We start from the raw sequence: 22,499 nt of genomic DNA, 5'->3' as shown, positions 1-22,499 counted from the left end.
GGCATATTCAAGCATGAGAAGCACGTCGATAACGAAGGGCCCGAAAGCACGAAGCCCCCATCCGCCGGAGCGGACAGGGGCGACGTGACTCTTCAGACTGACCTTTGAACTACTTGGACAGGCCGGTTCAACGGGCGTGCCCGATCCCGGGTTTCACGTCCTTATCGCTGTTGCTGCCCACCAAGGGCAGCGATGCCACTGATCTCAACGTTCGCGCCACGTGGCAGGCCCTTCACCGCCAAGGCCTCGCGCGCCGGCGGTGTATCGGTGAAGCAGCTTCCGTACACCTCATTCACTGCTGCATAGTGGCCCATGTCGCTCAGGAAGATGGTCACCTTCACCAGGTGGTCAAAGCTGAGACCTGACGCATTGAGCAATACCCTCAGGTTCTCCATCACCTGCCGCGTCTCCGAAATGATGTCCTCCGATACGAGCCGCCCTTGGGCATCGAGCGCGATCTGGCCGCTGATGAAGAGGAATCCGCCTGCCGCGATGGCGGGCGAATAAGGCGCGATCGGACGCGCCGAATCCGGAGGATGAATGGCCTGCTTCATGTTCAAGGACCCGTGTGTTGGTGGGCTGGCAAAGTATCATGCATGCGGATGCGCCGGTCATGGGGCACGGCACCTTGGCTGGCGGATAGATTTGCCGCTCGCCATCGCCTTTGGGCCCGGCGAATTGCGCATGCCTGAACGCCCGCTCATCCTGGTCACTAACGACGATGGCATCTTCGCTCCCGGCATACTTGTGCTTGCGGAGGAGATGCTCCGGTACGGCCGGGTGCTGGTGGTGGCTCCCGACAAGCCGCAGAGCGCCATGGGCCACGCCATCACCATCCACAGCTTCCTTCGGCTGCAGCGCGTGGAGCAGGTCGATGGCGTGGAGGCCTGGAGCTGCTCCGGGACCCCGGTGGATTGCGTGAAGCTCGCCATCTACAAGCTGCTCGGCGGCAAGCGTCCGGACCTGCTAGTGAGCGGGATCAACCACGGGGCCAACATTAGCATCAATGTGCTCTACAGCGGCACCATGAGCGCAGCGGTCGAGGGGGCCATGGAAGGCATCCCCAGCATCGGATTCAGCCTCATGGATCATAGCATCGAAGCTGATTTCTCGCCGGTAAGGCCGGTGGTGCGCAGCGTGGTGGCCAATGCGCTGCAGCATGGCCTGGCACATGGCGCCTGCCTCAACGTGAACGTTCCCTTGACCCACGGCGCGCCCTTGAAAGGCATCCGAGTTTGCCGACAGGCCAAGGCCAATTGGGAGGATGAGTTCGAGACCCGGAGCGATCCCGGCGGCAAGGAATATTACTGGCTGCGCGGCGAGTTCCGAAGCCACGACCAAGGCGAGGATACCGATGTGTGGGCTGTGGAGAACGGATACGTGAGCATCGTGCCCACCCAGTACGACATGACGGCGCACCATGCCATCGCGGAATTGAACACCTGGCACCATGAAATTGGATAGCCGGTTAGCGGGATTCATCCTTGGACTGGGGGCGCCGTTGCTCGGGTTCGCCGCCTACGGCGGCATCTATGTCACCGCCATCAGGCCGCACCATGATTTCGCATGGTTCGTGAACGAGCTCTTCCTGGGCACAGCCGCCTACCGCCCGCGCATCGTGAGCCTGAGCCTGATCGCCGATGCCGGGCTCTTCTTCCTCTTCGATCGCCGGGGCATGCACCAGGCCATGCGCGGCGTGATCGTGGCCATGCTGATCTACGGCGCTTACATCGTGGGTGCCTTCATCCTGAATGAGCTCGCGGAGCAAGGCTGGCTGTGATGGAAGAGCGCTTGCCAACCCGACCCGGTGATCGCGGCTCCCGGGTGTACATGATCGCCGGCGAAGCCAGCGGCGACCTGCATGGCAGCAATCTCGTGCGCGAGCTCTTCATGTTGGCCAAGGGCCAGCCGAAGGCCTCGACTGATACGCTGCGCATCCGAGCTTGGGGCGGCGACCGCATGGCCGGAGCAGGGGCAGAGGTGGTGAAGCACTACCGCGAGCTCGCGTTCATGGGCTTCACGCAGGTGATCATGAACCTGCGCACCATCCTGCGCAACATGGAGGCGTGTAAGCGCGATATCGCGTCCTTCCAACCCGATGCGCTTGTGCTCATCGACTACCCGGGCTTCAACCTGCGGATCGCGGAGTGGGCGCATGCGAAGGGCATACCGGTTCACTATTACATCAGCCCGCAGGTCTGGGCATGGAAGAAGGGCCGTGTGCACTTGATCAAGCGCGTGGTGGATCGCATGTACTGCATCCTTCCGTTCGAAGAGTCATGGTATGCGCGCTACGGCGTCAAGGTCGACTTTGTCGGGCACCCGTTGCTCGATGCGATCGAGCAGGAGGGCAGGAGCCCGCTGCTGCCGCTGCCGGCCGAAGATCAGCGGTCCGTGGTGGCCCTGCTCCCCGGCAGCCGTCGGCAGGAGATCAGCCGGGTGCTCCCGCTGATGGCCGAGGTGGCGCGTCAACGCCCACAGCACCGATTCGTACTGGCAGCAGCGCCGTCGGTGCCGGATGATGCATATGAAGCGCTGATCGCCGGAACCGGGATCACCGTGGTGAAGGGCCGCACCTACGATGTGCTACGGCATGCGCGCGCCGCGCTGGTCACCAGTGGCACCGCTACGCTGGAGACCGCGCTCCTGGGCATTCCGCAGGCCGTATGCTACAGCGGAGGCGCGCTCAACGTTTGGATCGCGCGGCGCCTGGTCGACATCAAGTTCATCAGCCTGGTGAACCTGATCATGGACCGCGAAGTGGTGCGCGAGCTGATCCAAGGCGAGCTCACCGTGGAAACCCTTTGCGCGGAACTCGACCGGATCACGAGCGATGGACCCGCCAGGAAGCGCATGATCGACGACCTCGATAAGCTGAAGCAGAAGCTGGGCGGGCCCGGTGCAAGCGCGAAGGTGGCTGCGGCCGTGTGGAAAAGTCTGGCCCGCGGCACCTAAGGCCGCCGCTCGTCCCGGTAGTTTCGCGCCGATGCTCCGGAACCTTGTCCTGCTCGTTGCACTGGCGGGCCATGCTATGCAGGCTTTCCCGCAAGCCATGGAGCGCACGCTGCGCATCGGCCTGTTGCGCGATCAACGGGTGAAGCAGGTGCTGGTGATGAGCACGCGCGGCAGCTGCCGGGTGCTGGCCGATGGTGAGCCGAAGGGCGAGCTGAAGAGCACCGATGGGCTGCGGCTCGAAGCGGCGGGCACGGTGATCACCGCGAAATCGCTGGCCATGTCCTTCACCGCATCGCGCATCGAGCTCGTTCCCTATGGTGATGGCGGGATCAAGGTGAAGCCCGATGGCTCCAAGAATGGAAGGGAGTATGCGGGGCGCCTGATCGCGGGTGTCGTGGGCGGAAGGATGATGTTGGTGAACGAGGTGCCCATCGAAGCATATGTAGCGGGGGTGGTGAGCGCCGAAGCTGGTCCTGACCAGCACATGGAGTACTACAAGCTGCAGTCTGTGAGCTGCCGCACCTACGCGCTCACCAATCAACGCAAGCATGCGGAGGAGGGCTTCGACCTGTGCGATGGCGTGCATTGCCAGGTGCATCACGGGCGCAATCGGAACGCGCTCATCGCTGCAGCTACTGAAGCCACCCGCGGCTTGGTGATCGTCGATGCGCAGATCAAGCTCATCCATGCCACCTTCCACAGCAATTGCGGCGGCGAGACCATGAATGCGGAGGACCTCTGGAGCAAGCAAGAGACCTATCTGCGTGCCGTGCGCGACACCTTCTGCCTGAGGGCGCCGCACGCGAACTGGGAGAAGCGCCTCACGCGCGCCGAGTGGCTCGGTTACCTGGATCGGCGATTCGGCTTCGTGGCTTCCGACAGCAGCCAGCTGCACGCGGCGCTCAACTTCGCGCCGCAGTGCCGCAGCCAATACCTGCAGGGCACATGGCCCTTGGTCCACCTGAAGCATGTGCGCGAGGACCTTAAGCTCCGCAGCACCTTCTTCACCGTGAGCCCCGATGGTGATCACGTGCTCCTGCGCGGTCGTGGTTTCGGCCATGCGGTGGGCCTTTGCCAGGAAGGGGCCATGAACATGGCGCGGGCCGGCTTCAGCTATACCGACATCCTTCACCATTACTACGCCAGCGTCCATTTGATCGACCTTGGCACGCTCGATTTCTTCCGCGATGAAGGCGACACCTTGAAGGTTGGCGGCGCCGGAACGCAGCAGCCCTGATATGGCCCAGGCCCGCATCCGCATCGATGACCGCAGCGACCGCGTGCTCCTAGGGCATCCGTGGGTGTACGCGACCCAGGTGCTGAAGGAGGAAGGGACGTACGCGCCAGGTGATGTCGTGCTCGTGACCGATGTGAAAGGGCGCGCCATCGGTCAGGGCTACATCAATCCGGCCAGCATGATCCGGGTCCGCCTGCTCACCTGGAACCCGGAGGAGCGGGTGAGCCGGCACTTCATCGCTGATCGCATCCAGAAGGCCTGGAACCGGCGTGTGCGACTGGGTTATGGCACCAGCTGCCGGGCCGTTTTCGGGGAGGCCGATGGATTGCCCGGCCTGGTGGCCGATCTCTTCCACGACGCGCGCGACGGACGTCGGGTGCTATCGCTGCAATTCCTCACCCTGGGCATGGAACGCTGGCGCGAGCCGGTGATCGAGGCGCTGCGGGAATGCGTGCGCCCCGATGGCGTGTACATGCGGAACGATGTTCCCATCCGCGAAAAGGAGGGGCTTCCGATGGAGAAGGGATTCGAGGGCAGGCCTTTCGACCCTGATCTGGTGATTGAGGAGGGAATGGGCGATCATGCCGTGCGCGTGCACGTGGATGTGGCCGGAGGCCAGAAGACAGGGCACTTCCTCGATCAAGTACAGAACCACCTCGCTGCGCAACGTTTCCTTTCGGGCATGCGTGTGCTCGATTGCTTCACGCATACCGGTGGTTTCGCCCTGCATGCGGCGAAGGCCGGGGCCACCGAGGTGCTCGGCCTCGACATCAGCACGGAAGCCGTGGCCATGGCAGCGCGCAACGCCACGCTGAACAGCCTGGCGCAGTGCAGCTTCCGCGCCGCCAATGTGTTCGACTTCCTCACCGATGCGAGCCGAAGCGGCAAGCGATGGGACGCCATCGTGCTCGATCCACCGGCCTTTGCCAAGAGCAAGGGTTCCATGGCGAATGCCTATCGCGGCTACAAGGAGATCAACCTGCGCGCCATGCTCTGCATCCCGCCAGGTGGTCGCTTGATCACCTGCAGTTGCTCCCAGCACATGTCGCCAGCCGATTTCCGCAGCATGGTGGCCGATGCCGCCCGTGATGCAGGCCGCAGGCTCCGTGAGCTGCATGATGGCGGACAGCCCCCGGACCATGCGCCGCATTGGAGCGTGCCGGAGACGCGCTACCTCAAGTGCCTGGTGCTTGAGCTGGATTGATCCGCCAGTTACCTTTTCCTCGCCATGAACGATGCGGACCTGCACGGACCGTGGAGCGCGATCGTGCGTGCGCCGATGGTGCGCATGGCCACGCCCTTCGCGTTGGGAGTCGGCATCGGCCACCTGCTGAGCCCCTCATCGGCGCTCCTGTTCCCCTTGTTCGGTGCGGCATCGCTCCCGGCATTCGTACTGGTGCTCTCTCCACAGCCCATCAGCACGCGATGGCATCGCGGCGCCGTGCTCATGCTGTGGTTCCTGACGTTCGGAATGACCTGGCAGTCGCTCATGGATCCCGCGCGCGATCCGCTCGCTGCCGCTGCCAAGGCCGACGCCAAGGGGGCCTTCCTCGTTCGTATCGATGCTGTGAATCGAAGCTCTGACAAGGCGCTCCACGCCGATGTGAGCATCAGGGCTGTCATCCGCGAGGGCAGTACCCTGCCGGTTCGGGGTCGCGCCATGGTCACCCTGCTAGGCAACGAGGAGCCCTGGCCGGGTGCCGGGGATTTGGTCGCAGTGGACGCGGCACTGGAGCCCATTGCCCGGGTTCCTGATCCCGGCGGATTCGATCGCGCTGCTTGGGCGTCCTCACGGGGCATCACGCACGAACTGTTCGCACCGGCGCAGCGCTGGCATCTGGTCGGCGAAGCCCCGCGATGGAGCGATGCGTTCCGGCATGCGCGCGAATCGGTCAGCGAATGGTTGAATGCCACCGCGTTGGGCGCCAGGGAACGGGCCTTGGTGAAAGCATTGGTGCTCGGGCAGCGCGACGAGCTTGATCCGGATCAATCCGCGGCCTTTGCGCGCAGCGGTACCGTGCATGTGCTGGCGGTCTCGGGCATGCACGTGGGGCTCATCTATGCGGCGCTCTCTTTCCTGCTCGGCTGGTGGGGCGGCGGGCATGGGAGCCGGGTAGTGCGCGGCGTGCTGATCCTGTTGGCGCTTTGGGCATACGCGGGCCTCACGGGCGCCGCTCCAAGCGTGCTGCGCGCGAGTTTCATGTTCAGCTTGTTCACGCTCGCAGGGATGGGGCGTCGCCGCCCCGATCATCTCAACAGCTTGTTCGCTGCGGTGCTCTTCCTGCTGTTATGGGACCCCGGAATGCTGCAGCACGCGGGCTTCCAGCTCTCGGTGCTGGCCGTGCTCGGCATCATCACATTCTATCGGCCCATTTCCTCACTCTGGTCGCCCAGCCAGAGGCTCTTGCGACATGCTTGGTCCTTGTTGGTGGTTTCCTTCGCCGCACAACTGCTCACCGCACCCTTGGCCATCTGGCAGTTCAAGGCTTTCCCGGTCTGGTTCCTGCCCGCCAACCTGATCGTGGTCACGGGAGTCACCTTCGCCGTCTTCGGCGGCGTAGCGCTCATTGTGCTGCACCGGGTGCCATGGCTCGGTGATGCGCTCGCGTGGTGCATGCAGTGGCTATTGACGGCGGTTGACCATGTCAGCGCATGGTTCGCCGATCTGCCGCATGCCTACCCAGCCGTGCGCATCGGCGCGGTCGACATGCTGGTGATGTACGCATTGATCGTTGCGCTGGCTGCTGAGCTGGTCTGGAAGTGGCGGCGAGCGCGCCTGGCGGCCTTGGGATGCACGGCGCTGTTGATCGTCCTAGCCGCCGGGCGCTCCAAGCACCGGGCCGAGGAGGTCGGCTTCGTGGTGTACGATGACCACCGGTCCATGATGGCCTGCATGCTTACCGGCCGCGAGTTGGTGGTCATGGCAACGCATGACAGCATCTTCGATGATCCTTTCACCAAGCGCCGGATCGAGCGGCATGAGCGATCCATCGGATCGGACTCCGTGGCCATCGTCGTACAACCCGAAGACCTGGCAATAGCGCGTGCCGGCTCAACATGGTTGTCTCGTGATCAGTGGCGCTCTGGAGCCTTTGATGTGCGCTTCATTACGGGTCGTTTCCAACCGCATGCGGACCTCGATTCGTGCGATGCAGTGGTGTTCCACGATATTCGGGTGGTGCGTGATGAGGTGCTGAATCGGTGCTCCAGAACGCGGCATTGGGTATTGGCCGCAACGCTTCCCGGCTACCTGAAGGAGCGATTGATCCAGAAGGCCCAAGAATTGGGAATTCAAGCTCATTCGATCAGGGATCAAGGTGCTTTCGTTCTGCGAGCGATTCGTTGAGCACAGAATATCAGTGGAGTATGGGCCCGGGTCGATTCTGGATCGGGAGCAAGCCACATGGAACCAGGTGCCCGGAAATCCAAGGATCTTGCTGGCGATACGTGTTTTTTCACAGGGGGTACCCCGTGTAAACCACGCTATTATCCTCTGAAGCAGGCATCGACGTTTGCGCCATGCAAACGTTCCATGCATTCCTGCGCGGCGAGCTGCAGCCGTCAGCGGCTTGGAATCTGGTGAACCGGATCTGCTTGCTGGCATTCGTTTCCGCCGTGCTGGGGATCGTGCTGATCGCGGTTGCTGGTTGAGTCTGGTTTTCTACGACGGACAATCGAGCGTGCCTGCCTATAATCCCGTCGCATGATGCAGCCCCGGCAGCGAATGCCGGGGTTGCCCGTTCTTGGGGCCGGCACCAACAAAAGAGGCCCCCGCTTGCGGAGGCCTCTTCGATGCAGGCGGCTACGGCTCAGTAATAGATCAGGCGCCGCACCTTGGCTACGTGCTTGGCCAGGCGGATCACTTGCTTGGTATAGCCGAATTCGTTGTCGTACCAGGCGTAGAGCACACAGCTCTTGCCGTCCGGGCCGACGATGGTGGCGTTGCTGTCGAACACGCTGCAGCAGCTGTCGCCGATGATGTCGCTGCTCACCAGTTCCGGGTCGATGTGGTAGTGGATCTGATTCACCAGTTCACCGTTGAGGGCGGCGTGGCGGATCAGTTCATTCACCTCGTCGCGGGTCACTTTGCGATTCAAGTTCAGGCTCATGATGGCCAGCGAGCCGTTGGGCGTGGGCACGCGCACGGCGTTGGCCGTGAGCTTGTCCTTCAGGCTGGGGATGGCCTTGGTCACCGCGCTTCCGGCTCCAGTGCTGGTGATCACCATGTTGATCGCTGCGCTGCGGCCACGGCGCGGCTTCTTGTGGTAGTTGTCGAGCAGGTTCTGGTCGTTGGTGTAGGCATGCACCGTTTCGATGTGGCCCTTCTCGATGCCGACGCTGTCCTCCATCACTTTCAGCACGGGCGAAATGGCGTTGGTGGTGCAGCTGGCTGCGCTGAAGAGCTGCTCCTTGTCCACATCGAGATCCTTGTGGTTGATGCCATAGACGATGTTGGGCATCTCCTTTCCCGGCGCGGTGAGGATCACCTTGTTCACGCCCTTGGCCTGCAAATGCCGGCCAAGCGCTTCACGCTTGGTGAAGGCGCCGGTGTTGTCGATGATCAAGGCGTTATTGATCCCATAGGCCGTGTAGTCGATGTCCTCCGGGTTGTTGGCGGCGATGAGCTGCACGCGCTGGCCATTGATGACGAGGGCCTTGCCCGCAACGTCCTCCACCACGCTGCCTTTGAACGCTCCATGCACGCTGTCGTTGCGGAGCAATGCGGCGCGCTTCACGATCTCCTCATCGGTGAGGGTGCGGGTGACGATGGCGCGGAGGCGGAGCTGCTGGCCCTTGCCGGCCTGTTTCACCAGTTCGCGCGCGGCGATGCGCCCGATGCGCCCGAATCCGTATAGCACCACATCGCGCGGCTCGAAGCTGTGCTTGTCGAGCCCGACGAATGAGCCGAGTGTGGTGCTCAGGAATTTATCCAGGTCGCGCTTGCCACCTTGAGTGAACTCCCAGGTGAGCTTGGCGATGTCGATCTTGCTCGGGGCCAGGTCCAAGTCGAGCAGGGCCTTGGCGATCTGCACGCAGGTGAACACGTCGATGGGCTTCTTCACCACATCGCTGGCGTAATGGAACCGCTTGAGAGCCTCACTGGTGCTGATGTCGATCAGCTGGTCACGGAAGAAGACGAGCTCCACGCCCTTGCCGTACATCAATTGGCCAGCGGCGCTGAGCAGTTCAACGGCTGCGCGCTCTCGCGCCACGAATTCCTTCAGGCCGGCCTCGTAACCGGCTTTCGCTTCGAGGGTTTCCATTCGGTTGTAGGTGGGAAGTGATTGGGTGGTACAGGACGAACACGCCCCGTTCATTGGAACGGGGCGCGATGCTTATCCGAGGTAGGCCTTCAGCAATTTGCTGCGGCTGGTATGCCTCAATCGCCGGATCGCCTTTTCCTTGATCTGGCGCACACGCTCACGGGTGAGGTCGAACTTGGCGCCGATCTCCTCCAACGTGAGGCCGTGGTTGATGCCGATGCCGAAGAAGAGCTTCACCACATCGCGCTCGCGCTCGGTGAGGGTGCTCAAGGCGCGCTCGATCTCCTTGCTCAGCGATTCGTTCAGGAGCAGGCGGTCGGCTGGGGTGCTGTCATTGTTGGGCAGCACATCCAGCAGGCTGTTGCTCTCGCCTTCCACGAAAGGCGCATCCATGCTGATGTGGCGGCCGCTCACCTTCATGGTGTCGGCCACCTTCTCCGGAGGCAGGTCGAGGCTGGCGGCCAGCTCATCCGCGCTGGGCGGGCGCTCGAACTCCTGCTCGAGCTTCGCGAAGGCCTTGTTGATCTTGTTGAGCGAGCCCACCTGGTTCAGCGGCAGGCGCACGATGCGGCTCTGCTCGGCCAAGGCCTGCAGGATGCTCTGGCGGATCCACCACACGGCATAGCTGATGAACTTGAAGCCGCGGGTCTCATCGAATCGCTGCGCCGCCTTGATCAGGCCAAGGTTGCCCTCGTTGATCAGGTCGGGGAGGCTCAGGCCCTGGTTCTGGTACTGCTTGGCCACCGATACCACGAAGCGGAGGTTGGCCTTTACCAGCTTTTCCAGCGCTTTCCCATCACCTTCTTTGATGCGCCGGGCCAGTTCCACCTCCATGTCGGCGGTGATCAGGCCTTCTTTGCCGATTTCCTGCAGGTACTTGTCCAGCGACTGGCTTTCCCGGTTGGTGATCGACTTGGTAATCTTGAGTTGACGCATCCTTGATGCCACGGTCGTCTGGGTATTAGGTGATTATGTAGTTTGAGGCGCGACCGTCGGTCAGTTGCGGATATACTGAAGACGGGCGGCGAAGGTAGGGGCCTCCTGCTTCACCGGACAAGCCCCCGGGCACCGCAATCTTCCGGAATCCGCGAACACGCGGCTTGAGCGTCAGAGGCCCAGGCCGTAATAGGCTTTCATGCCGTTGGGATACACGCCTTCAACCAGCACGCCGCCGCGCTTGCTGGCCAAGGCCTTCTCCACATCGGCCGGGCCGCTCACCGGTTGCTGATCGATGCGCGTGATGATGAAGCCTTCGCGGATACCGCTCGCGCGGAACTTGCCGCCATTCACTGCTGCCACCTTCACGCCGCTCTTCAGCCTCAGCGCCCGGAGCTCTTCGTCCGTTGCCGGGCGGAGTTCAGCGCCGAACGTCTCCATCGGCGCCTTGCTGGTCTTCATCGCCACGGTGCTGCCTTCGCGGCCGCGCAGGGTGAGTTCCACCACGCGCTCACCGCCCTCGCGGAGCACGGTCACCGGAACGCGGTCGCCGGGCTTGAATTTGCCCACCTGCTCCTGCAGCTGCGGCACGTTGTTCACGGCGATGCTGCCCACGCGGGTGATCACATCGCCCTTCTCCAATCCGGCATCGGCCGCTGCACCGCCATCGGTGAGGCCGTTCACATACACGCCCCGGGGCTTATCCATGAGCAGTTCCTGCGCGAGCTTCTGGTCGATGTCGCGGATGCTCACCCCGAGATAGGCGCGCTGCACGCTTCCGTACTCCACGATGTCGCCCGCCACCTTCTTCACGATGTTCACCGGCACGGCGAAGGAGTATCCCGTGTACTGCCCGGTGTTGCTCGCGATGGCGGTGTTGATGCCCACCAGTTCGCCGCTGGCATTCACCAAGGCTCCGCCGCTGTTGCCGGGGTTCACGGCCGCATCGGTCTGGATGAAGCTCTCGATCGGGAACACGTCGCGGCTCGGGTCGTACTGGAGCAGGTTGATGTTTCGCGCCTTGGCGCTCACGATGCCGGCGGTGACCGTGCTGGTAAGGTTCATCGGATTGCCCACGGCCAGCACCCATTCGCCCACGCGCACCTCATCGCTATTGCCGTAGCCGAGTGTGGCCAGGCCTTCGCCTTCCACTTTAAGAACTGCGATGTCCGTGCTGGGGTCGCGGCCCACGATGCGCGCTTCGAATTGGCGACGGTCGTTCAGGTGCACCATGATCTTGTCAGCGCCTTCCACCACGTGGTTGTTGGTGACGATGTACCCGTCGGCGCTGATGATCACGCCAGAGCCCGCGCCTTGCTGCTGGCGCTGCTGGCTGGGCGCACGATAACCCCAGAAGAAGTCGGCGAAGGGGTCGCGCACATTGATCGTCGTCTCGGTGGTGACGTGCACCACGGCATTCACGCTGCGCTCGGCGGCCTCGGCGAAATCCACCGCCACCACTGGCGTACCGCTGGCCGTGGGGATGCTCACATACGATACTGGGGTGCCCGGTGCCGGCTGAAGCTCGGATTGAAGGGCAGGAGACTCCGCGAAGAAGCGCTGATGGATGGAAAGGGCGATGAAACCGCCAACGATGCCGAATAGGAGAGGGCCGATCACACGTTTCATGCTGGTTCTGTTTTGCTGGGCGCGCCGATCAAAGGGCATGCCCGTCACCACGAAACAACGATCTGTCAGCGCGGAAGTGACGCGCTGTCGCGTTAAGGTGTGTTGATCGCCGGATGCATCAGGACTCCTCCGGTGAGCCGCTCAGCCCTGTATATCGAAGCGGCATTCTCGCCGTGTAGAAAGATGCACAGGTCTCCACTGCGCGCTACCCTTGCACCGAGCGAAGGTCCGCCACCTGGCGGATTCAGTTCTGGTCGGCGGGCCGTCCACTCCAAGAGCGGGCGGCTCCGCTGTTTCGGGGCGGTGGCGATCGCTGTTCACCATGGTTGATGCGGTGTTCGCCCGGTGAACTTGGCAGATCGATCCGGGCGGCTACTTTCACCTCGCCAAACCGCACCACCATGAAGAAGCTATACGCACTCGCTTTAGCAATCCTCGCCGGATCCGCCAACGCTCAGCTCACCGTCACCGACAGCCTGAGCCTATCCGATGTGGCGCAATTGCTTGAAGGCTTGAACGTCTCCATCCAGAACGTGACGGTGAATTGCGCGGGCAGTGCCATGGGTCAGTTCAGCGGGGCCTCGGAGATGGAGATTGAAGAGGGCCTGGTGCTCACCACGGGTAGCGCGGATCTGGTGGCTGGATTGGCGGCCGATTTCGCCTCCAGCGCTCCGGGCACCTCCGGAGACCCTGACCTTTCCGCAGCGGTGGCCGGCTTCCCTACCTACGACGCCTGCGTGCTCGAATTCGATTGCATCCCGACGGGCGATACGCTGCTCTTCAACTTCAGCTTCGGCAGTGAGGAGTACCCCGAATTCGTGGGCAGTGGATTCAATGATGTATTCGCGATCTGGCTCAGCGGCCCGGGCTTTCCGACACCCACCAATGTGGCTGCGCTGCCCGATGGCACACCGGTGGCGATCAATAACGTGAACGCGGGCCAGAACAGCGCCTACTTCGTGGACAATTTGACCGGCAGCGGACAGTACGTGGCCTATGATGGCTTCACCACCAACCTCACCGTCTTCGCCGAGGTCTCGCCCGATGATGTCTACCACTTCAAGGTGGCCATCGCCGATGTGAGCGACATGGCCTTCGACAGCGGCGTCTTCCTCGAGGCCTTCAGCTTCCGCAGCAACGATATCAGCACGCGCGTGCCAGAGGAGAACGCCTCAGCGATGCGCGTGATCGCCGGAACCGATGGCATCACCGTGCTGGCGCCTGCCGATGCGATCAGTGCCGAACTGCTCGTGCTCGATTCCAGCGGACGCCTCGTGCTGCGAGAGCGGATCAGTGGCGAGCGCACGGTCGTCGGCACCAACGAGCTTGGCCAGGGCGTGTACGTGGCGCACGCCGTCGGCATCGAGGGACTGCAACCCGTGCGCTTCGTGAAGGAATGAGCCCGCTCAGCGCATTACGCATGGCGCCGCGCGGTTCTTGATCGCCCGTCGCGTGAAGTTCGATCAACCGCATGCGTAATCTCCTCATCGCCCTTTTCAGCCTGGTTGCGATCGGCGGCCATGCGCAGCGCATCGAGAACGCCTCCCGCAGCACCACAGGTTACATCAACGCCGATGGCCGGATCGAGAACGCCTCGCGCAGCACTGTGGGCTACATCAACAAGGACGGACGCATCGAAAACGCCTCGCGCAGCACCATCGGCTACATCAACGACGATGGCCGGATCGAGAACAGCAGCCGCAGCACCGTGGGCTATGTGAACGACGATGGGCGCGTGGAGAACAGCAGCCGGAGCATCATCGGGTACGTGAACGAGGATGGCCGCGTGGAGAACGCATCGCGCAGCACCATCGGCTATGCAGCAGGAATCCCGAAGGAGTGGGCCGCGGTCCGCTACTTCTTCTTCACCTTCGAATAAAGGGCCTCAGCCGGCCTTCAGCGCCGCCAGCCGTGCATCGAAGCTCTCTTCTGATACCGGCGCATGCACGCGTTGGAATAGCTCCACGTATCCTTCGTTGTGCGTGGCCACCTTGCCCGTGCGCAGGTCGAAATGGATGAAGCTCATCCAGCAGAAACTCTTCAGTGCCTTGCGGCCTTCGTCCCACATGCGCATCTCCACCTGCACATGCTTGGGCGACCAGCTGATCAACTGCGTCTCGATGAGCACCTTCTCCATGGTGATGGCCGGGCGCAGGTAGGCGATCTGGCTCGTGCTCACCACCCAGCACAGCCCCGTCTCGCGCGCGATCTTGTAGATATCAAGACCGTAATGCTCCAGCAGATGGTCCTCGCGCGCATTGAGGAAGTAGTCGGTGTAACGCCCGTTGTTGAGATGGTTGAAGGGGTCGCAGTCCTGGAATCGGATGGTGAGGATGCTACCGGGGGTGGGGGAGTAGTCGAGGGCCATGGAGCGAAGGTGCGAAGCCTAGCGTGTTCCGCATTCACTTCATGCGCACCAGGATGCCTTTGCGCACCAAGGTGGCCACATCAGCAAAGCGTTGATCAGGCATTCGGCACCATGCACCGGAGCATGCTGTGCCCGAGGCCCACATCGTCGATCCGCTCCACGATGCGCAGCCCGGCGCGCTCAACCAGGGGCTCAAAGTGCTCGGCGCGATACATGCGGCTGTTGCCGTTGGCGATGGCCGTGAAGTAGAGGGAGGTGGCGGCCAAGGAGAACTCGGCAGCCTCGAAGCGCTGCCGATCGATGAAGGTCTCCATGATCCACAGCGATGCATCCGCGCTTAGAGCAGCCTTAGCCTTCTGCAGGATGGTCACCACTTCTTCCTCGCCGAAGCAGTCGAGGAATTGGCTCATCCAGATGGCATCGGCGCCTTGGGGGAGCGTGCTTGCCGGATCGAGCATGTCTGCGGGGTGCGTGGTCACGCGGGAGCTCATGCCTGCTTGGGCGATGTTGCGCTCGAGGTCGCGCAGCTGGCCGGGGAGGTCCACGGCGATCATGCGCACGTCCGGATCGTGACGCAGGCACGCCAGGCTCCATTTGCCGTTGTTGGCGCCTACATCCATGACCACGCGAGGGGAGCCGCGGAATACGATTCTAAGCGCTTCAGGATAGGAGCGGTCGCTGTAGTAGTTGTCGAACTCGAACCAGCTCTTGCGGAAATCACCAGGCAGGTGCGCCAGCCCCTGGTACACCGTGGGCCAGGAACCATGCTCGCGCAGCCCGGCTGGCGTTCCGGTGCGCACGGCCTCCTCGAGGTGGGCGAGACCCTTGTAGCAAACGTCGTCCACGAAGTCGAGGTTCACGCGCGTCATCTCATCGGTGGCGAGCATGTGTCCGGTCTTGGTGAGACCGAAGCGGTCGGCGCGCTGCCAGGCCACGTTCGCGGTGAGGGCCATGTCGATGAGCACGCGGAAGCCGTAGGGCGATATGCCGCAGGAGGCGATCAGCTCGGCTTCGGTGGCTCCTGCGGTGCGGGCCTCTGCCATCGCGTGCAGCAAGCCGATGCGGCGCATGGTTTGGCAGGCCTGGAAGAGCACAGGGCCGAATGCGATGCGCTGAGCTTCGGAGCGCGCATCGGCAGCACTGCTCTCGTCCGCGTCACCGCGCTTCCTTTCCACTTTGTTCATGAGCATGATGCCCCGTTCGTTGGGCGCCTAATGTAGGTCTGCGGCTGCCTGGGCTCCTCGACTGTCATCGCGCAGCCGGATCGCGTGCGCCAGGGCGCGGACCGCCTTGCCGTGCTTGATCACATAGGGATTGGTCCTGTCCCATACGTAGCCGGCGAGCACCGAGATGATGCGCTCCTTGTGCGATTGCTCCACATCATCTGCGAAGAAGACCTCTTGGAGGTCGCCGTCGTACCAGGTGTCCACGTACGTGCGGAACACCTCGGCGCCGCTGCGGATATGGTCCTCGTATTCACTCTTCCAATCGATGGCCTCGCCGCGCAGCTGCCGATCAAGGAGCTTGGCCGCGCAGAGCCCGCTCTCGGTGGCGAAGGCCACGCCGCTGCTGAACACGGGATCGAGGAAGCCCGCGCAGTTGCCGGTGAGCACGTAACGCTGGCCGGTTAGGGCGTGGTTGTAGTGCGTGTATTCGCGGATCACCTGCGGGCCATGCACGAACTCCACGTTGGAGTAGCGGTCGCCGAAGGCATTGGGGATCTGCAGCATGCGCTTCATGGCCAAGGCATCGGAGCCCAGCGCCATGGCTTCCGCGAAATGGCTCTTGTCACCCACGAAACCGATGGAGGTGCGGCCATTGGAGAAGGGGATGCTCCAGAGCCACAGCTCGCGGGCCAGCACATCGAAGCTGATCTGCATGGGCTCGAAGTAGCGGGCTCGGTGCTCGTCGGTCTCTTCCACGTGCGCGAAGAGGGCCATGCGGCCATTCTGGGAGGGCGGGTCCTGCAAGCCAAGCAATTTCACCAAGGTGCCGCCATAACCGCTGCTGTCGATGATGAAGCGGCCGGTGAAGCGGTGCTCGCGTCCTTCGTGCCGGGTGATTAGCTCCACGCCATCGGCATGCTCCAGATCCAAGCGCAACGCCTCATGGCCGAAGTGGACTTCAGCGCCCGATCGCTGCGCCTCCTGCGCGAGCACGTTGTCGAAGTGGTCGCGCGGCACCTGCCAGGTCCAGGTCCAGCCGGGCGTGAAGTTCTCCCCGAAGGCCAGATTGAACTGCTTGCCATCGCGGTAGAAGCGCGCGCCACGCTTGATGGCGTAGTTCTGGGCTTGCAGCGCGGGCAGCATGCCGGTCTCCTCCCAATGGCCCATGCTCAGTGGCAGCAGGCTCTCGCCGATCACGAAGCGAGGGAAGGTGGCGCGCTCGAGCACCGCGACGCGATGGCGCTGTTTCGCGAGCCAAGCCGCAGCCACGGTTCCCGAAGGGCCAGCGCCGATGATGAGGGCGTCGTACCGCGACTCAGGCGCGGCGGTCACTTACCCTTCACGTATTTGGCCTCCCACGCCTTGTAGTAGGTGCCCTTGATCTCCTTCAGCACACCGGCAACGGCGCCTGCCCAGAAATTGCGCAGGCCGAAGCCCGCAGGTTTGCCGCTGATCTGCTCGGCATGCAGCACTTCTTTGGTCTGTGCATCGAAGAAGACAACCACGAATTCGCCGCGGAGCGCAGGTTTGCTCAAGCTGTGCGCGAGGAGCACCACGCCTGCACCCTCGAAGCCGCTCATGTCGTAACGCGCGATCATATCAGGCACGCGCTCACGGTCGAAGGCTTGGATGGAGGCCGGGTAGCACTTCGAGAGGTCGATCGCATCGTTGATCGGCAGCACCACGCTGGTGGCGTGCTTCACGTAGCCCAGTTTCAGGGCGCCGGTCATGTCGAATTTGGCAGGTTCGGCTTCAAGAAGGTTGTTCCACCGGGCGAAGTATCCAGGGCCGTTGCTCTCCAATTCACCGAAGTCGGCGCGCGTGGCGAGCTGTACGGCGCTGAAGTCGATGCCCACCCAGGTGAGCGTGGTCTTGCCGGTGAGGATGGAATTCATGCTGGCCTGTGCACAGGCGTGCGAAGGGCTCAGCAGAAGGAGGCACACGATGGCGCAGAGAGTGATTGCTGATGAACGCATGGGCTCTTGGGGATTGATGAGTGTTTCGGGTGCGGCGCAAAGGTGCTACACCTGGGCGGTTCGATCGATGACGATCATCGGTTTCCGCTGCCTCGGGTCATGGATCAGCTTGTCGAGCTCGAATCTGCTGATGGCTTCCACCACAGGGCGCACGCGGAGCCGGTCGGCCAGCCGGTCTCCAAGGTCATGCAGCACGGGAGCCGGGGCTGCGGCCAGCACGCGCAGGGCATCGCCGCCGTGCTCATCGCGCTCGCGAATGATCGCGAAGCCTTCGAGCCCCTCCTCCGCATTGAGCGCATCAATGATCTGCTGTGGCCAGAGCGTGGTGCCCTTCACCTTGAGCCGTTGCTCCTTTCGCCCCAGCACAGGACCAAGCAGCTTGGCCGGATGGCCTTTCGCGTCGATGCCCCAACGCCAAGCGCACACATCGCCGGTGCGGAAGCGCAGCAGGGGCATGGCCTCGACCCCGAAGGGTGTGGCCACGACTTCACCGGCTTCGCCTTCGGGCACGGGCCTGCCTTCATCATCAACCACTTCGATGTGCATGAGATCGCTGGGCACCACGTGCCCCGCGAAAGGCCGTGCTTCGGTGCAAGCCGTGGCCATTTCGGTGCTGGCGTAGGTGCCGTTCAAGGACCATCCGCAAAGCTCCATGATGCGCTGCGCAAGCAGGTTGGGCGCGCCGAATCCGGATGCGATGGGCTCACCGATGCACACGGCGCGGGTGATGGACGTTTGGTCCACGCGCAGCCCGCGCTTCTCCCATTCGCGCAGCATGCGCAACAGGAAGGAAGGCACGCCGATGAGCGTGGTGGTCCCGCATTCCTTTGCCGTCTCCCACTGGCCCTCTGCATTGCCAGGACCGCTGCGCACCACGCCAGCGCCGATGGCCCGAAGCCCGAGCCAATAAGCCAGTCCGGCCATGAAGCGCTTGTCGAGCGTGGTGGTGATCTGCACGGTGTCGGCGGCGGTGATGCCGGCCATGGCGAGTGATTGGCGCTCATTGGCGCCCAAGCGATCCACATCGGTGGCGCTAAGCGCGAAGGGCACGGGCCTGCCCGTAGTCCCGCTGGTGAACACATGCTCCGCGATGTCGGATCGCGTCACGCTGAGGAAGCGGCCATGATGCTCGCTCAATTCCTGCTTGGTGGTGAAAGGGAGGCGCGTGAAGTCGTCGGCGGTGCGCAGGCTTCCCACGGTGGCGAGCCGTTCGCGGTACCACGGGGATCGCGAACGCAGGTCCTCCACATATGCCTGAAAGCGTTCGAATGATAGCGCGGCGAAAGAGGGAAGCGGGTCGCTCATGGCTCAGCGGCCGCCAAGGTGCAAGCGCGCAAGCGTTCCTCCAAGCGTTCACGTTCTTTCTCCGACGCAACGGGCAGGCGAAGCGCAGCGCTGTACCGCTCCGCTGCTAAGGCTTTCTCCTCGCGGGCGCGATGCAGATCGCCCAATGCCATGTGCGTGATGTAGCTGGCAGGTGCTGCCGCGACGAAGCGCTGCGATTCCTGAGCGGTTAGGGTGATGGGCGCGCCTGCAAGCACGCTGCTTGCGATCCGCGTGCGCTGCTGCTGCCACCATTGGTGCTCGGCGAATTGAGACGTGCGGAGGAAAGGGTCGGGACCAATGGTTCGCGCGGTATCGCGGATGATGGTGAGCCCGTCTATCGAAGCGCTGCGCGCGAACACGTCACGGAGATTATAGCAGGCGAAGGCGCCCAATTGGTAAGGCCATGCGCTCACATAGAGGCGGCGCTCGGCCGGCTGCATGATCACAGCATGATGCGCGATGAGCTGGTTGATCAATGCCGGGTTGCCCATGCCCAGTTCAGCGCCGTTGAGTCCTTTGCGATCGCGCAGGATCGCCGCCGCATTGCTCGGGTCAAGCGGGCCTGCCGAGTCAATGAGCTGCTGCATGCGCCTGTAGCGCGCCATGCTGTCACTCTCGCGGATGTTGGCTTGGTTGGGCGCGCTGTCTTTGAAGCGATCACTTTGATAGTGGTTGGCGCAAACGAGCAGATCGCTGCCGGGATCGTACACGTCCATGCCATCCGGGGCCTTCTCAATGATCACGGCGCGGCCATCACGCGCGCTGGCCACCAGGATGCTCTCGCTCACGAACACCTCATGCTTTGCGGCGATGGCGATGGCCTCGTCGATCGTTGCGGCATGCTGCACGATGGCGCGCGCCAGCAGTGCTATGGGGGTGCGCGCGCCGTAGGGCAGTTCGCTGCGCGCGGCGTTGATGGTTACGGATAGGCCCTCGAGGTTCATGGCCGAAGCGGCCCCCATGAAGCCGCCCCAACTCACCAATACGTGCGGGATCCCTTCATCGGGCCTGATGAAGAGGATGAGCTTTTTCCGGGCGAAGTCGTCGCCCATCCAGAAGTCGAAGTTGCGGCCGATGATCAGCTGGCCGTCTGCCGATCGTTCTCCCTTCGCCGCGAAAGAGGTGCAGCCCACCATGGCAAGGTCGGTGAGCGCATGGCCGATGTCGTGCGCCGCGTGGTAGTTGAGGGCGCGCATGTACTTCGGCCCTACGAAGTCGTACGCATCGGAGAAGGAGCGGCTCACGCCGTAGATCTCGCGCAGGTATTCGTGCGGCACGTGCTCGTCGAGGTCACGGTTGTACCAGGCGGTGAAGTACTTCAGGTAATCTAGCCGCACGGCTCCCGGCACCATCTCGCGCAAGCGGCCTACGAAGATCCGCTCCTGCTCTTCGATGAGTTCGTTGGCCAGGGCGCCATAGGCTAGGCCACGCTCCAGCTCCCCGCCTTCGATATGCGCCTCATAAAGGCCAAGGCTATCGCGACCGAGCCAATTGCGGCCTACGTGCCAGCGGCCATCGGGGCCGAGCGTGCGCACTGGCACCTGATCCGATTCGCCTTCCTTCAAAGGTGCGGATACATGCACCTCGATGGCGAACCACATGGCACCGATGACAAGCAGCGCTAATGCGGTGAGCGCGATGTTGCGGAGGCGGCGAAGCGCGCGGCGGGCGGGCATGATTCAGAACCCGATGCCGACGCCGCCGCCGAGGATTGGCCCGCGCCAGAAGCGGTACACGCTGTTGGGGTCCTGCATCACCTCATAGAGCAGTTGCACATAGAGCGAGCTGCCAGGGCTGATTCGTTGCATATAGCCCCCGCCTACGAGCAGGTGCGGGACCCAAGTGTTCACGAATCCGCGATCGGTAGGGCTCCACACCGGCACCCGCAGATGCAGGAACTCGGCGTGCAGGAACACCGGCGGAATCACCCGGAAGCGGTTGAAGGCGCGGTAGCCGAGGCCCGTCTCACGGTACTGGTAGCCCGGCGTGTTGTCGCGGAAATGCCAGTAGCTGCCACCCAGGCCCACCGAATAGCGGCCCTTCTGGTCCAGCTTATACCCGACCACGGGATCGATCTGCACAGCAGTGATGGTGCCGAAGCCGACATTCAATCCGCCGCCGAACCAGATGCGGTCGCGCCAGCTCTGCGGGGGATCGTCCCAATCACCGAAGTCCTGGGCTGCGCCCTGCACGGCGGCCAGGAGCAGGATCGCGAGAATCGGGCTTCGCATGGGACGAAGTTAGGCGGGCCGATGGTGCTTCTCGAAGTGCAGGGCGAGCAGCAGGCCGCGCACGGCCATCCACAGGAGGAATGCGGTCCACACCGCGAAGAGCCTGGCATCGAGCAGGTGCATGCCCCAGGCCACCGGGATGAAGACGCCGAAGGCCGAGATCAGCAGCACGTTGCGCAGGATCTTGCCGTTGCCGAGGCCCTTGTACACGCCGTCGAAGGCGAAGGCCACCGCGTTGATCGGCTGCGTGATCACCACCATCCAGAACACGGCATAGAGCAGTTCGAGCACCCGCTCATCCTGCGTGAACAGATGGCCGATGCTGCGATAGCCAATGAGGTAGATCAGCGCCAGCGCCGCTCCGATCAGCACGCTCATGCGCACCACCTGCCAGCTCACCCGGTGCAGCTCGCGCCAGTTGCGCTCCCCATTGAGCCGCCCTACCAGCACGCTGCCGGCAGCCGCATAGCCGTCGATGAAGAAGGCGCTGAAGAGCCAGATCTGCATGGCGATGCTGTGCGCGCCGATGTATGCCTCGCCATAGCCCGTAGCGTAGCGGTTGCCCAGGTAATAGCAGATGTTGAGGGCGATGGTGCGCGTAAAGAGATTCGTGCTGAGCAGCCAGAGGCCCTTCAGCTCCGGGTGATGCCAGCTCTTGGGTACTATGCTGAAGGGCGTATGCGCCTGCATGATCCATACGGCGATGGCGAACATCACGACCTGCGCGGACAGGCTGGCCCATGCGCTGCCAGCGATTCCCATCCCTTCAATCGGACCCCAGCCGAAGATCAGCAGCGGATTCAGTGCGCCGTTCACCGCCGCGCCGATGATGCTGATCCACATGCCCCATCTCAGGTTCTGGATGCCGCGGAAAGCGCCGGTGAGGGCGAAGGTGGCCAGCACGATCGGGTGGCCCAAGCTGCGGATGCGGTAGTACTCGACCGCCTTGTCCAGGATCTCGCCTTCGGCATTGTAAAGGCGGAAGATCGGCTCGGCAAGGGCGGTGGTAAGGGCGAAGAAGACGAAGCCCAGCGCGAAGTTCATCCAGATGGCTATGGGCACCAGGCCGGCCACCGCTTCCAGACGGTCCTCGCCGTAGTACCGCGCCACCACGGCGAGCACCGCGCTGCGTGTTTGGGCCAGCACCCAGACCACCAGCAGGAAGAAGCTGCTCGCAATGCCCACCGCCGCCAGATCCGCAGTGCCCAGTCGCCCCACGAAGGCCGTATCAACCAACGAGATCACTGGCTCCGCGATGCCGCTGATGATCGCCGGTACCGCCAGCCGGTCGATGTCCTTGCGTGAAATGGGTGGGCGCGCGCTCAAGGCGGCGCAAAGATGATGGCGCTCCGGTTGCCGTTGGGCGATGGCGCCGTCGGCCTTGTCTTTGCTCCTCGAGGGGCCTTCACCC

Annotated in this window: 20 protein-coding genes; 8 read left to right on the top strand and 12 right to left on the bottom strand. The window is 63.2% G+C overall.

The genetic code is table 11. The features are described 5' to 3' along the window. Positions 1 to 161: 161 nt before the first annotated feature. Positions 162 to 554, bottom strand: coding sequence for a RidA family protein (locus IPM12_14690; protein MBK9149051.1), 393 nt, complete (start codon positions 552 to 554; stop codon positions 162 to 164). Positions 555 to 684: 130 nt separating this feature from the next. Between IPM12_14690 and surE the strand changes: the two genes are divergently transcribed. Genes surE through IPM12_14660 form a run of 6 tightly spaced genes read left to right on the top strand, consistent with a single transcriptional unit; the run spans position 685 to position 7,538 of the window. After that, entirely contained in the window at positions 685 to 1,464 is a 780-nt protein-coding gene (gene surE / locus IPM12_14685; GenBank protein ID MBK9149050.1) for a 5'/3'-nucleotidase SurE, read from the top strand. Then, a complete protein-coding gene (locus IPM12_14680) occupies positions 1,451 to 1,780 on the top strand; it encodes a hypothetical protein (protein MBK9149049.1) in 330 nt (109 codons plus the stop codon). The genes surE and IPM12_14680 overlap by 14 nt, the downstream gene beginning before the upstream one ends. After that, entirely contained in the window at positions 1,780 to 2,955 is a 1,176-nt protein-coding gene (gene lpxB / locus IPM12_14675; GenBank protein ID MBK9149048.1) for a lipid-A-disaccharide synthase, read from the top strand. The genes IPM12_14680 and lpxB overlap by 1 nt, the downstream gene beginning before the upstream one ends. Positions 2,956 to 2,986: 31 nt before the next feature. Next, positions 2,987 to 4,192, top strand: coding sequence for a SpoIID/LytB domain-containing protein (locus IPM12_14670; GenBank protein MBK9149047.1), 1,206 nt, complete (start codon positions 2,987 to 2,989; stop codon positions 4,190 to 4,192). Position 4,193: 1 nt separating this feature from the next. Further along, on the top strand, positions 4,194 to 5,396 hold the full coding sequence (locus IPM12_14665; protein ID MBK9149046.1) for a class I SAM-dependent rRNA methyltransferase: 1,203 nt from the start codon (positions 4,194 to 4,196) through the stop codon (positions 5,394 to 5,396). Between the two features lie 24 nt (positions 5,397 to 5,420). Beyond that, positions 5,421 to 7,538 (top strand): ComEC/Rec2 family competence protein, encoded by a 2,118-nt coding sequence (locus tag IPM12_14660; protein MBK9149045.1) that lies wholly within the window; start codon positions 5,421 to 5,423, stop codon positions 7,536 to 7,538. Between the two features lie 463 nt (positions 7,539 to 8,001). On the opposite strand, the gene IPM12_14655 is transcribed toward IPM12_14660, so the two are convergent. The 3 genes from IPM12_14655 to IPM12_14645 form a co-directional block, all read right to left on the bottom strand. Continuing rightward, positions 8,002 to 9,456, bottom strand: coding sequence for a glyceraldehyde-3-phosphate dehydrogenase (locus tag IPM12_14655; protein MBK9149044.1), 1,455 nt, complete (start codon positions 9,454 to 9,456; stop codon positions 8,002 to 8,004). A 72-nt stretch (positions 9,457 to 9,528) separates the two neighbouring features. Next, positions 9,529 to 10,392 carry an RNA polymerase sigma factor RpoD/SigA gene (locus IPM12_14650; protein ID MBK9149043.1) on the bottom strand — a complete coding sequence of 288 codons (864 nt, stop codon included), beginning with the start codon at positions 10,390 to 10,392 and terminating at the stop codon, positions 9,529 to 9,531. A 171-nt stretch (positions 10,393 to 10,563) separates the two neighbouring features. Continuing rightward, positions 10,564 to 12,012 carry a Do family serine endopeptidase gene (locus IPM12_14645; GenBank protein ID MBK9149042.1) on the bottom strand — a complete coding sequence of 483 codons (1,449 nt, stop codon included), beginning with the start codon at positions 12,010 to 12,012 and terminating at the stop codon, positions 10,564 to 10,566. A 410-nt stretch (positions 12,013 to 12,422) separates the two neighbouring features. Between IPM12_14645 and IPM12_14640 the strand changes: the two genes are divergently transcribed. Together IPM12_14640 and IPM12_14635 are read left to right on the top strand one after the other, a co-directional pair. Further along, positions 12,423 to 13,421 (top strand): choice-of-anchor L domain-containing protein, encoded by a 999-nt coding sequence (locus IPM12_14640; GenBank protein MBK9149041.1) that lies wholly within the window; start codon positions 12,423 to 12,425, stop codon positions 13,419 to 13,421. Positions 13,422 to 13,492: 71 nt separating this feature from the next. Next, the gene (locus tag IPM12_14635) at positions 13,493 to 13,900 is read left to right on the top strand and encodes a hypothetical protein (protein MBK9149040.1); all 408 of its coding nucleotides are present in this window, start codon (positions 13,493 to 13,495) and stop codon (positions 13,898 to 13,900) included. 6 nt (positions 13,901 to 13,906) lie between these two features. On the opposite strand, the gene IPM12_14630 is transcribed toward IPM12_14635, so the two are convergent. The 8 genes from IPM12_14630 to IPM12_14595 form a co-directional block, all read right to left on the bottom strand. Further along, positions 13,907 to 14,389: an acyl-CoA thioesterase gene (locus IPM12_14630; GenBank protein ID MBK9149039.1), complete on the bottom strand. Its 483-nt coding sequence runs from the start codon at positions 14,387 to 14,389 to the stop codon at positions 13,907 to 13,909. Positions 14,390 to 14,484: 95 nt separating this feature from the next. After that, positions 14,485 to 15,573 (bottom strand): SAM-dependent methyltransferase, encoded by a 1,089-nt coding sequence (locus IPM12_14625; protein ID MBK9149038.1) that lies wholly within the window; start codon positions 15,571 to 15,573, stop codon positions 14,485 to 14,487. 27 nt (positions 15,574 to 15,600) lie between these two features. Then, positions 15,601 to 16,887 (bottom strand): tryptophan 7-halogenase, encoded by a 1,287-nt coding sequence (locus IPM12_14620; GenBank protein MBK9149037.1) that lies wholly within the window; start codon positions 16,885 to 16,887, stop codon positions 15,601 to 15,603. Then, positions 16,884 to 17,531: a hypothetical protein gene (locus tag IPM12_14615; protein MBK9149036.1), complete on the bottom strand. Its 648-nt coding sequence runs from the start codon at positions 17,529 to 17,531 to the stop codon at positions 16,884 to 16,886. The genes IPM12_14620 and IPM12_14615 overlap by 4 nt, the downstream gene beginning before the upstream one ends. 45 nt (positions 17,532 to 17,576) lie before the next feature. Continuing rightward, entirely contained in the window at positions 17,577 to 18,836 is a 1,260-nt protein-coding gene (locus IPM12_14610) for an AMP-binding protein (protein ID MBK9149035.1), read from the bottom strand. Further along, complete coding sequence (locus IPM12_14605) at positions 18,833 to 20,533, bottom strand: peptidase C45 (GenBank protein ID MBK9149034.1); 1,701 nt, start codon at positions 20,531 to 20,533, stop codon at positions 18,833 to 18,835. Before IPM12_14605 ends, IPM12_14610 begins: the two co-directional genes overlap by 4 nt. Positions 20,534 to 20,536: 3 nt before the next feature. Further along, positions 20,537 to 21,088, bottom strand: a complete 552-nt coding sequence (locus IPM12_14600; GenBank protein ID MBK9149033.1) for a hypothetical protein — start codon at positions 21,086 to 21,088, stop codon at positions 20,537 to 20,539. Positions 21,089 to 21,097: 9 nt separating this feature from the next. Beyond that, entirely contained in the window at positions 21,098 to 22,414 is a 1,317-nt protein-coding gene (locus IPM12_14595; GenBank protein MBK9149032.1) for an MATE family efflux transporter, read from the bottom strand. Positions 22,415 to 22,499: the final 85 nt, after the last annotated feature.

It is taken from the genome of Flavobacteriales bacterium, assembly GCA_016716605.1.
Lineage (GTDB): Bacteria > Bacteroidota > Bacteroidia > Flavobacteriales_F > PHOS-HE28 > PHOS-HE28.
The sequence above is the reverse complement of the archived record's forward strand: the minus strand, read 5'-3'. Positions and strand labels throughout refer to the sequence as shown.

Bases quoted from the DNA above. Each gene is read 5' to 3' on its own strand.
- IPM12_14690 (MBK9149051.1), bottom strand. From the start codon at position 554: ATGAAGCAGGCCATTCATCCTCCGGATTCGGCGCGTCCGATCGCGCCT.
- surE (MBK9149050.1), top strand. From the start codon at position 685: ATGCCTGAACGCCCGCTCATCCTGGTCACTAACGACGATGGCATCTTC.
- IPM12_14680 (MBK9149049.1), top strand. From the start codon at position 1,451: ATGAAATTGGATAGCCGGTTAGCGGGATTCATCCTTGGACTGGGGGCG.
- lpxB (MBK9149048.1), top strand. From the start codon at position 1,780: ATGGAAGAGCGCTTGCCAACCCGACCCGGTGATCGCGGCTCCCGGGTG.
- IPM12_14670 (MBK9149047.1), top strand. From the start codon at position 2,987: ATGCTCCGGAACCTTGTCCTGCTCGTTGCACTGGCGGGCCATGCTATG.
- IPM12_14665 (MBK9149046.1), top strand. From the start codon at position 4,194: ATGGCCCAGGCCCGCATCCGCATCGATGACCGCAGCGACCGCGTGCTC.
- IPM12_14660 (MBK9149045.1), top strand. From the start codon at position 5,421: ATGAACGATGCGGACCTGCACGGACCGTGGAGCGCGATCGTGCGTGCG.
- IPM12_14655 (MBK9149044.1), bottom strand. From the start codon at position 9,456: ATGGAAACCCTCGAAGCGAAAGCCGGTTACGAGGCCGGCCTGAAGGAA.
- IPM12_14650 (MBK9149043.1), bottom strand. From the start codon at position 10,392: ATGCGTCAACTCAAGATTACCAAGTCGATCACCAACCGGGAAAGCCAG.
- IPM12_14640 (MBK9149041.1), top strand. From the start codon at position 12,423: ATGAAGAAGCTATACGCACTCGCTTTAGCAATCCTCGCCGGATCCGCC.
- IPM12_14635 (MBK9149040.1), top strand. From the start codon at position 13,493: ATGCGTAATCTCCTCATCGCCCTTTTCAGCCTGGTTGCGATCGGCGGC.
- IPM12_14630 (MBK9149039.1), bottom strand. From the start codon at position 14,389: ATGGCCCTCGACTACTCCCCCACCCCCGGTAGCATCCTCACCATCCGA.
- IPM12_14625 (MBK9149038.1), bottom strand. From the start codon at position 15,573: ATGAACAAAGTGGAAAGGAAGCGCGGTGACGCGGACGAGAGCAGTGCT.
- IPM12_14615 (MBK9149036.1), bottom strand. From the start codon at position 17,531: ATGCGTTCATCAGCAATCACTCTCTGCGCCATCGTGTGCCTCCTTCTG.
- IPM12_14610 (MBK9149035.1), bottom strand. From the start codon at position 18,836: ATGAGCGACCCGCTTCCCTCTTTCGCCGCGCTATCATTCGAACGCTTT.
- IPM12_14605 (MBK9149034.1), bottom strand. From the start codon at position 20,533: ATGCCCGCCCGCCGCGCGCTTCGCCGCCTCCGCAACATCGCGCTCACC.
- IPM12_14600 (MBK9149033.1), bottom strand. From the start codon at position 21,088: ATGCGAAGCCCGATTCTCGCGATCCTGCTCCTGGCCGCCGTGCAGGGC.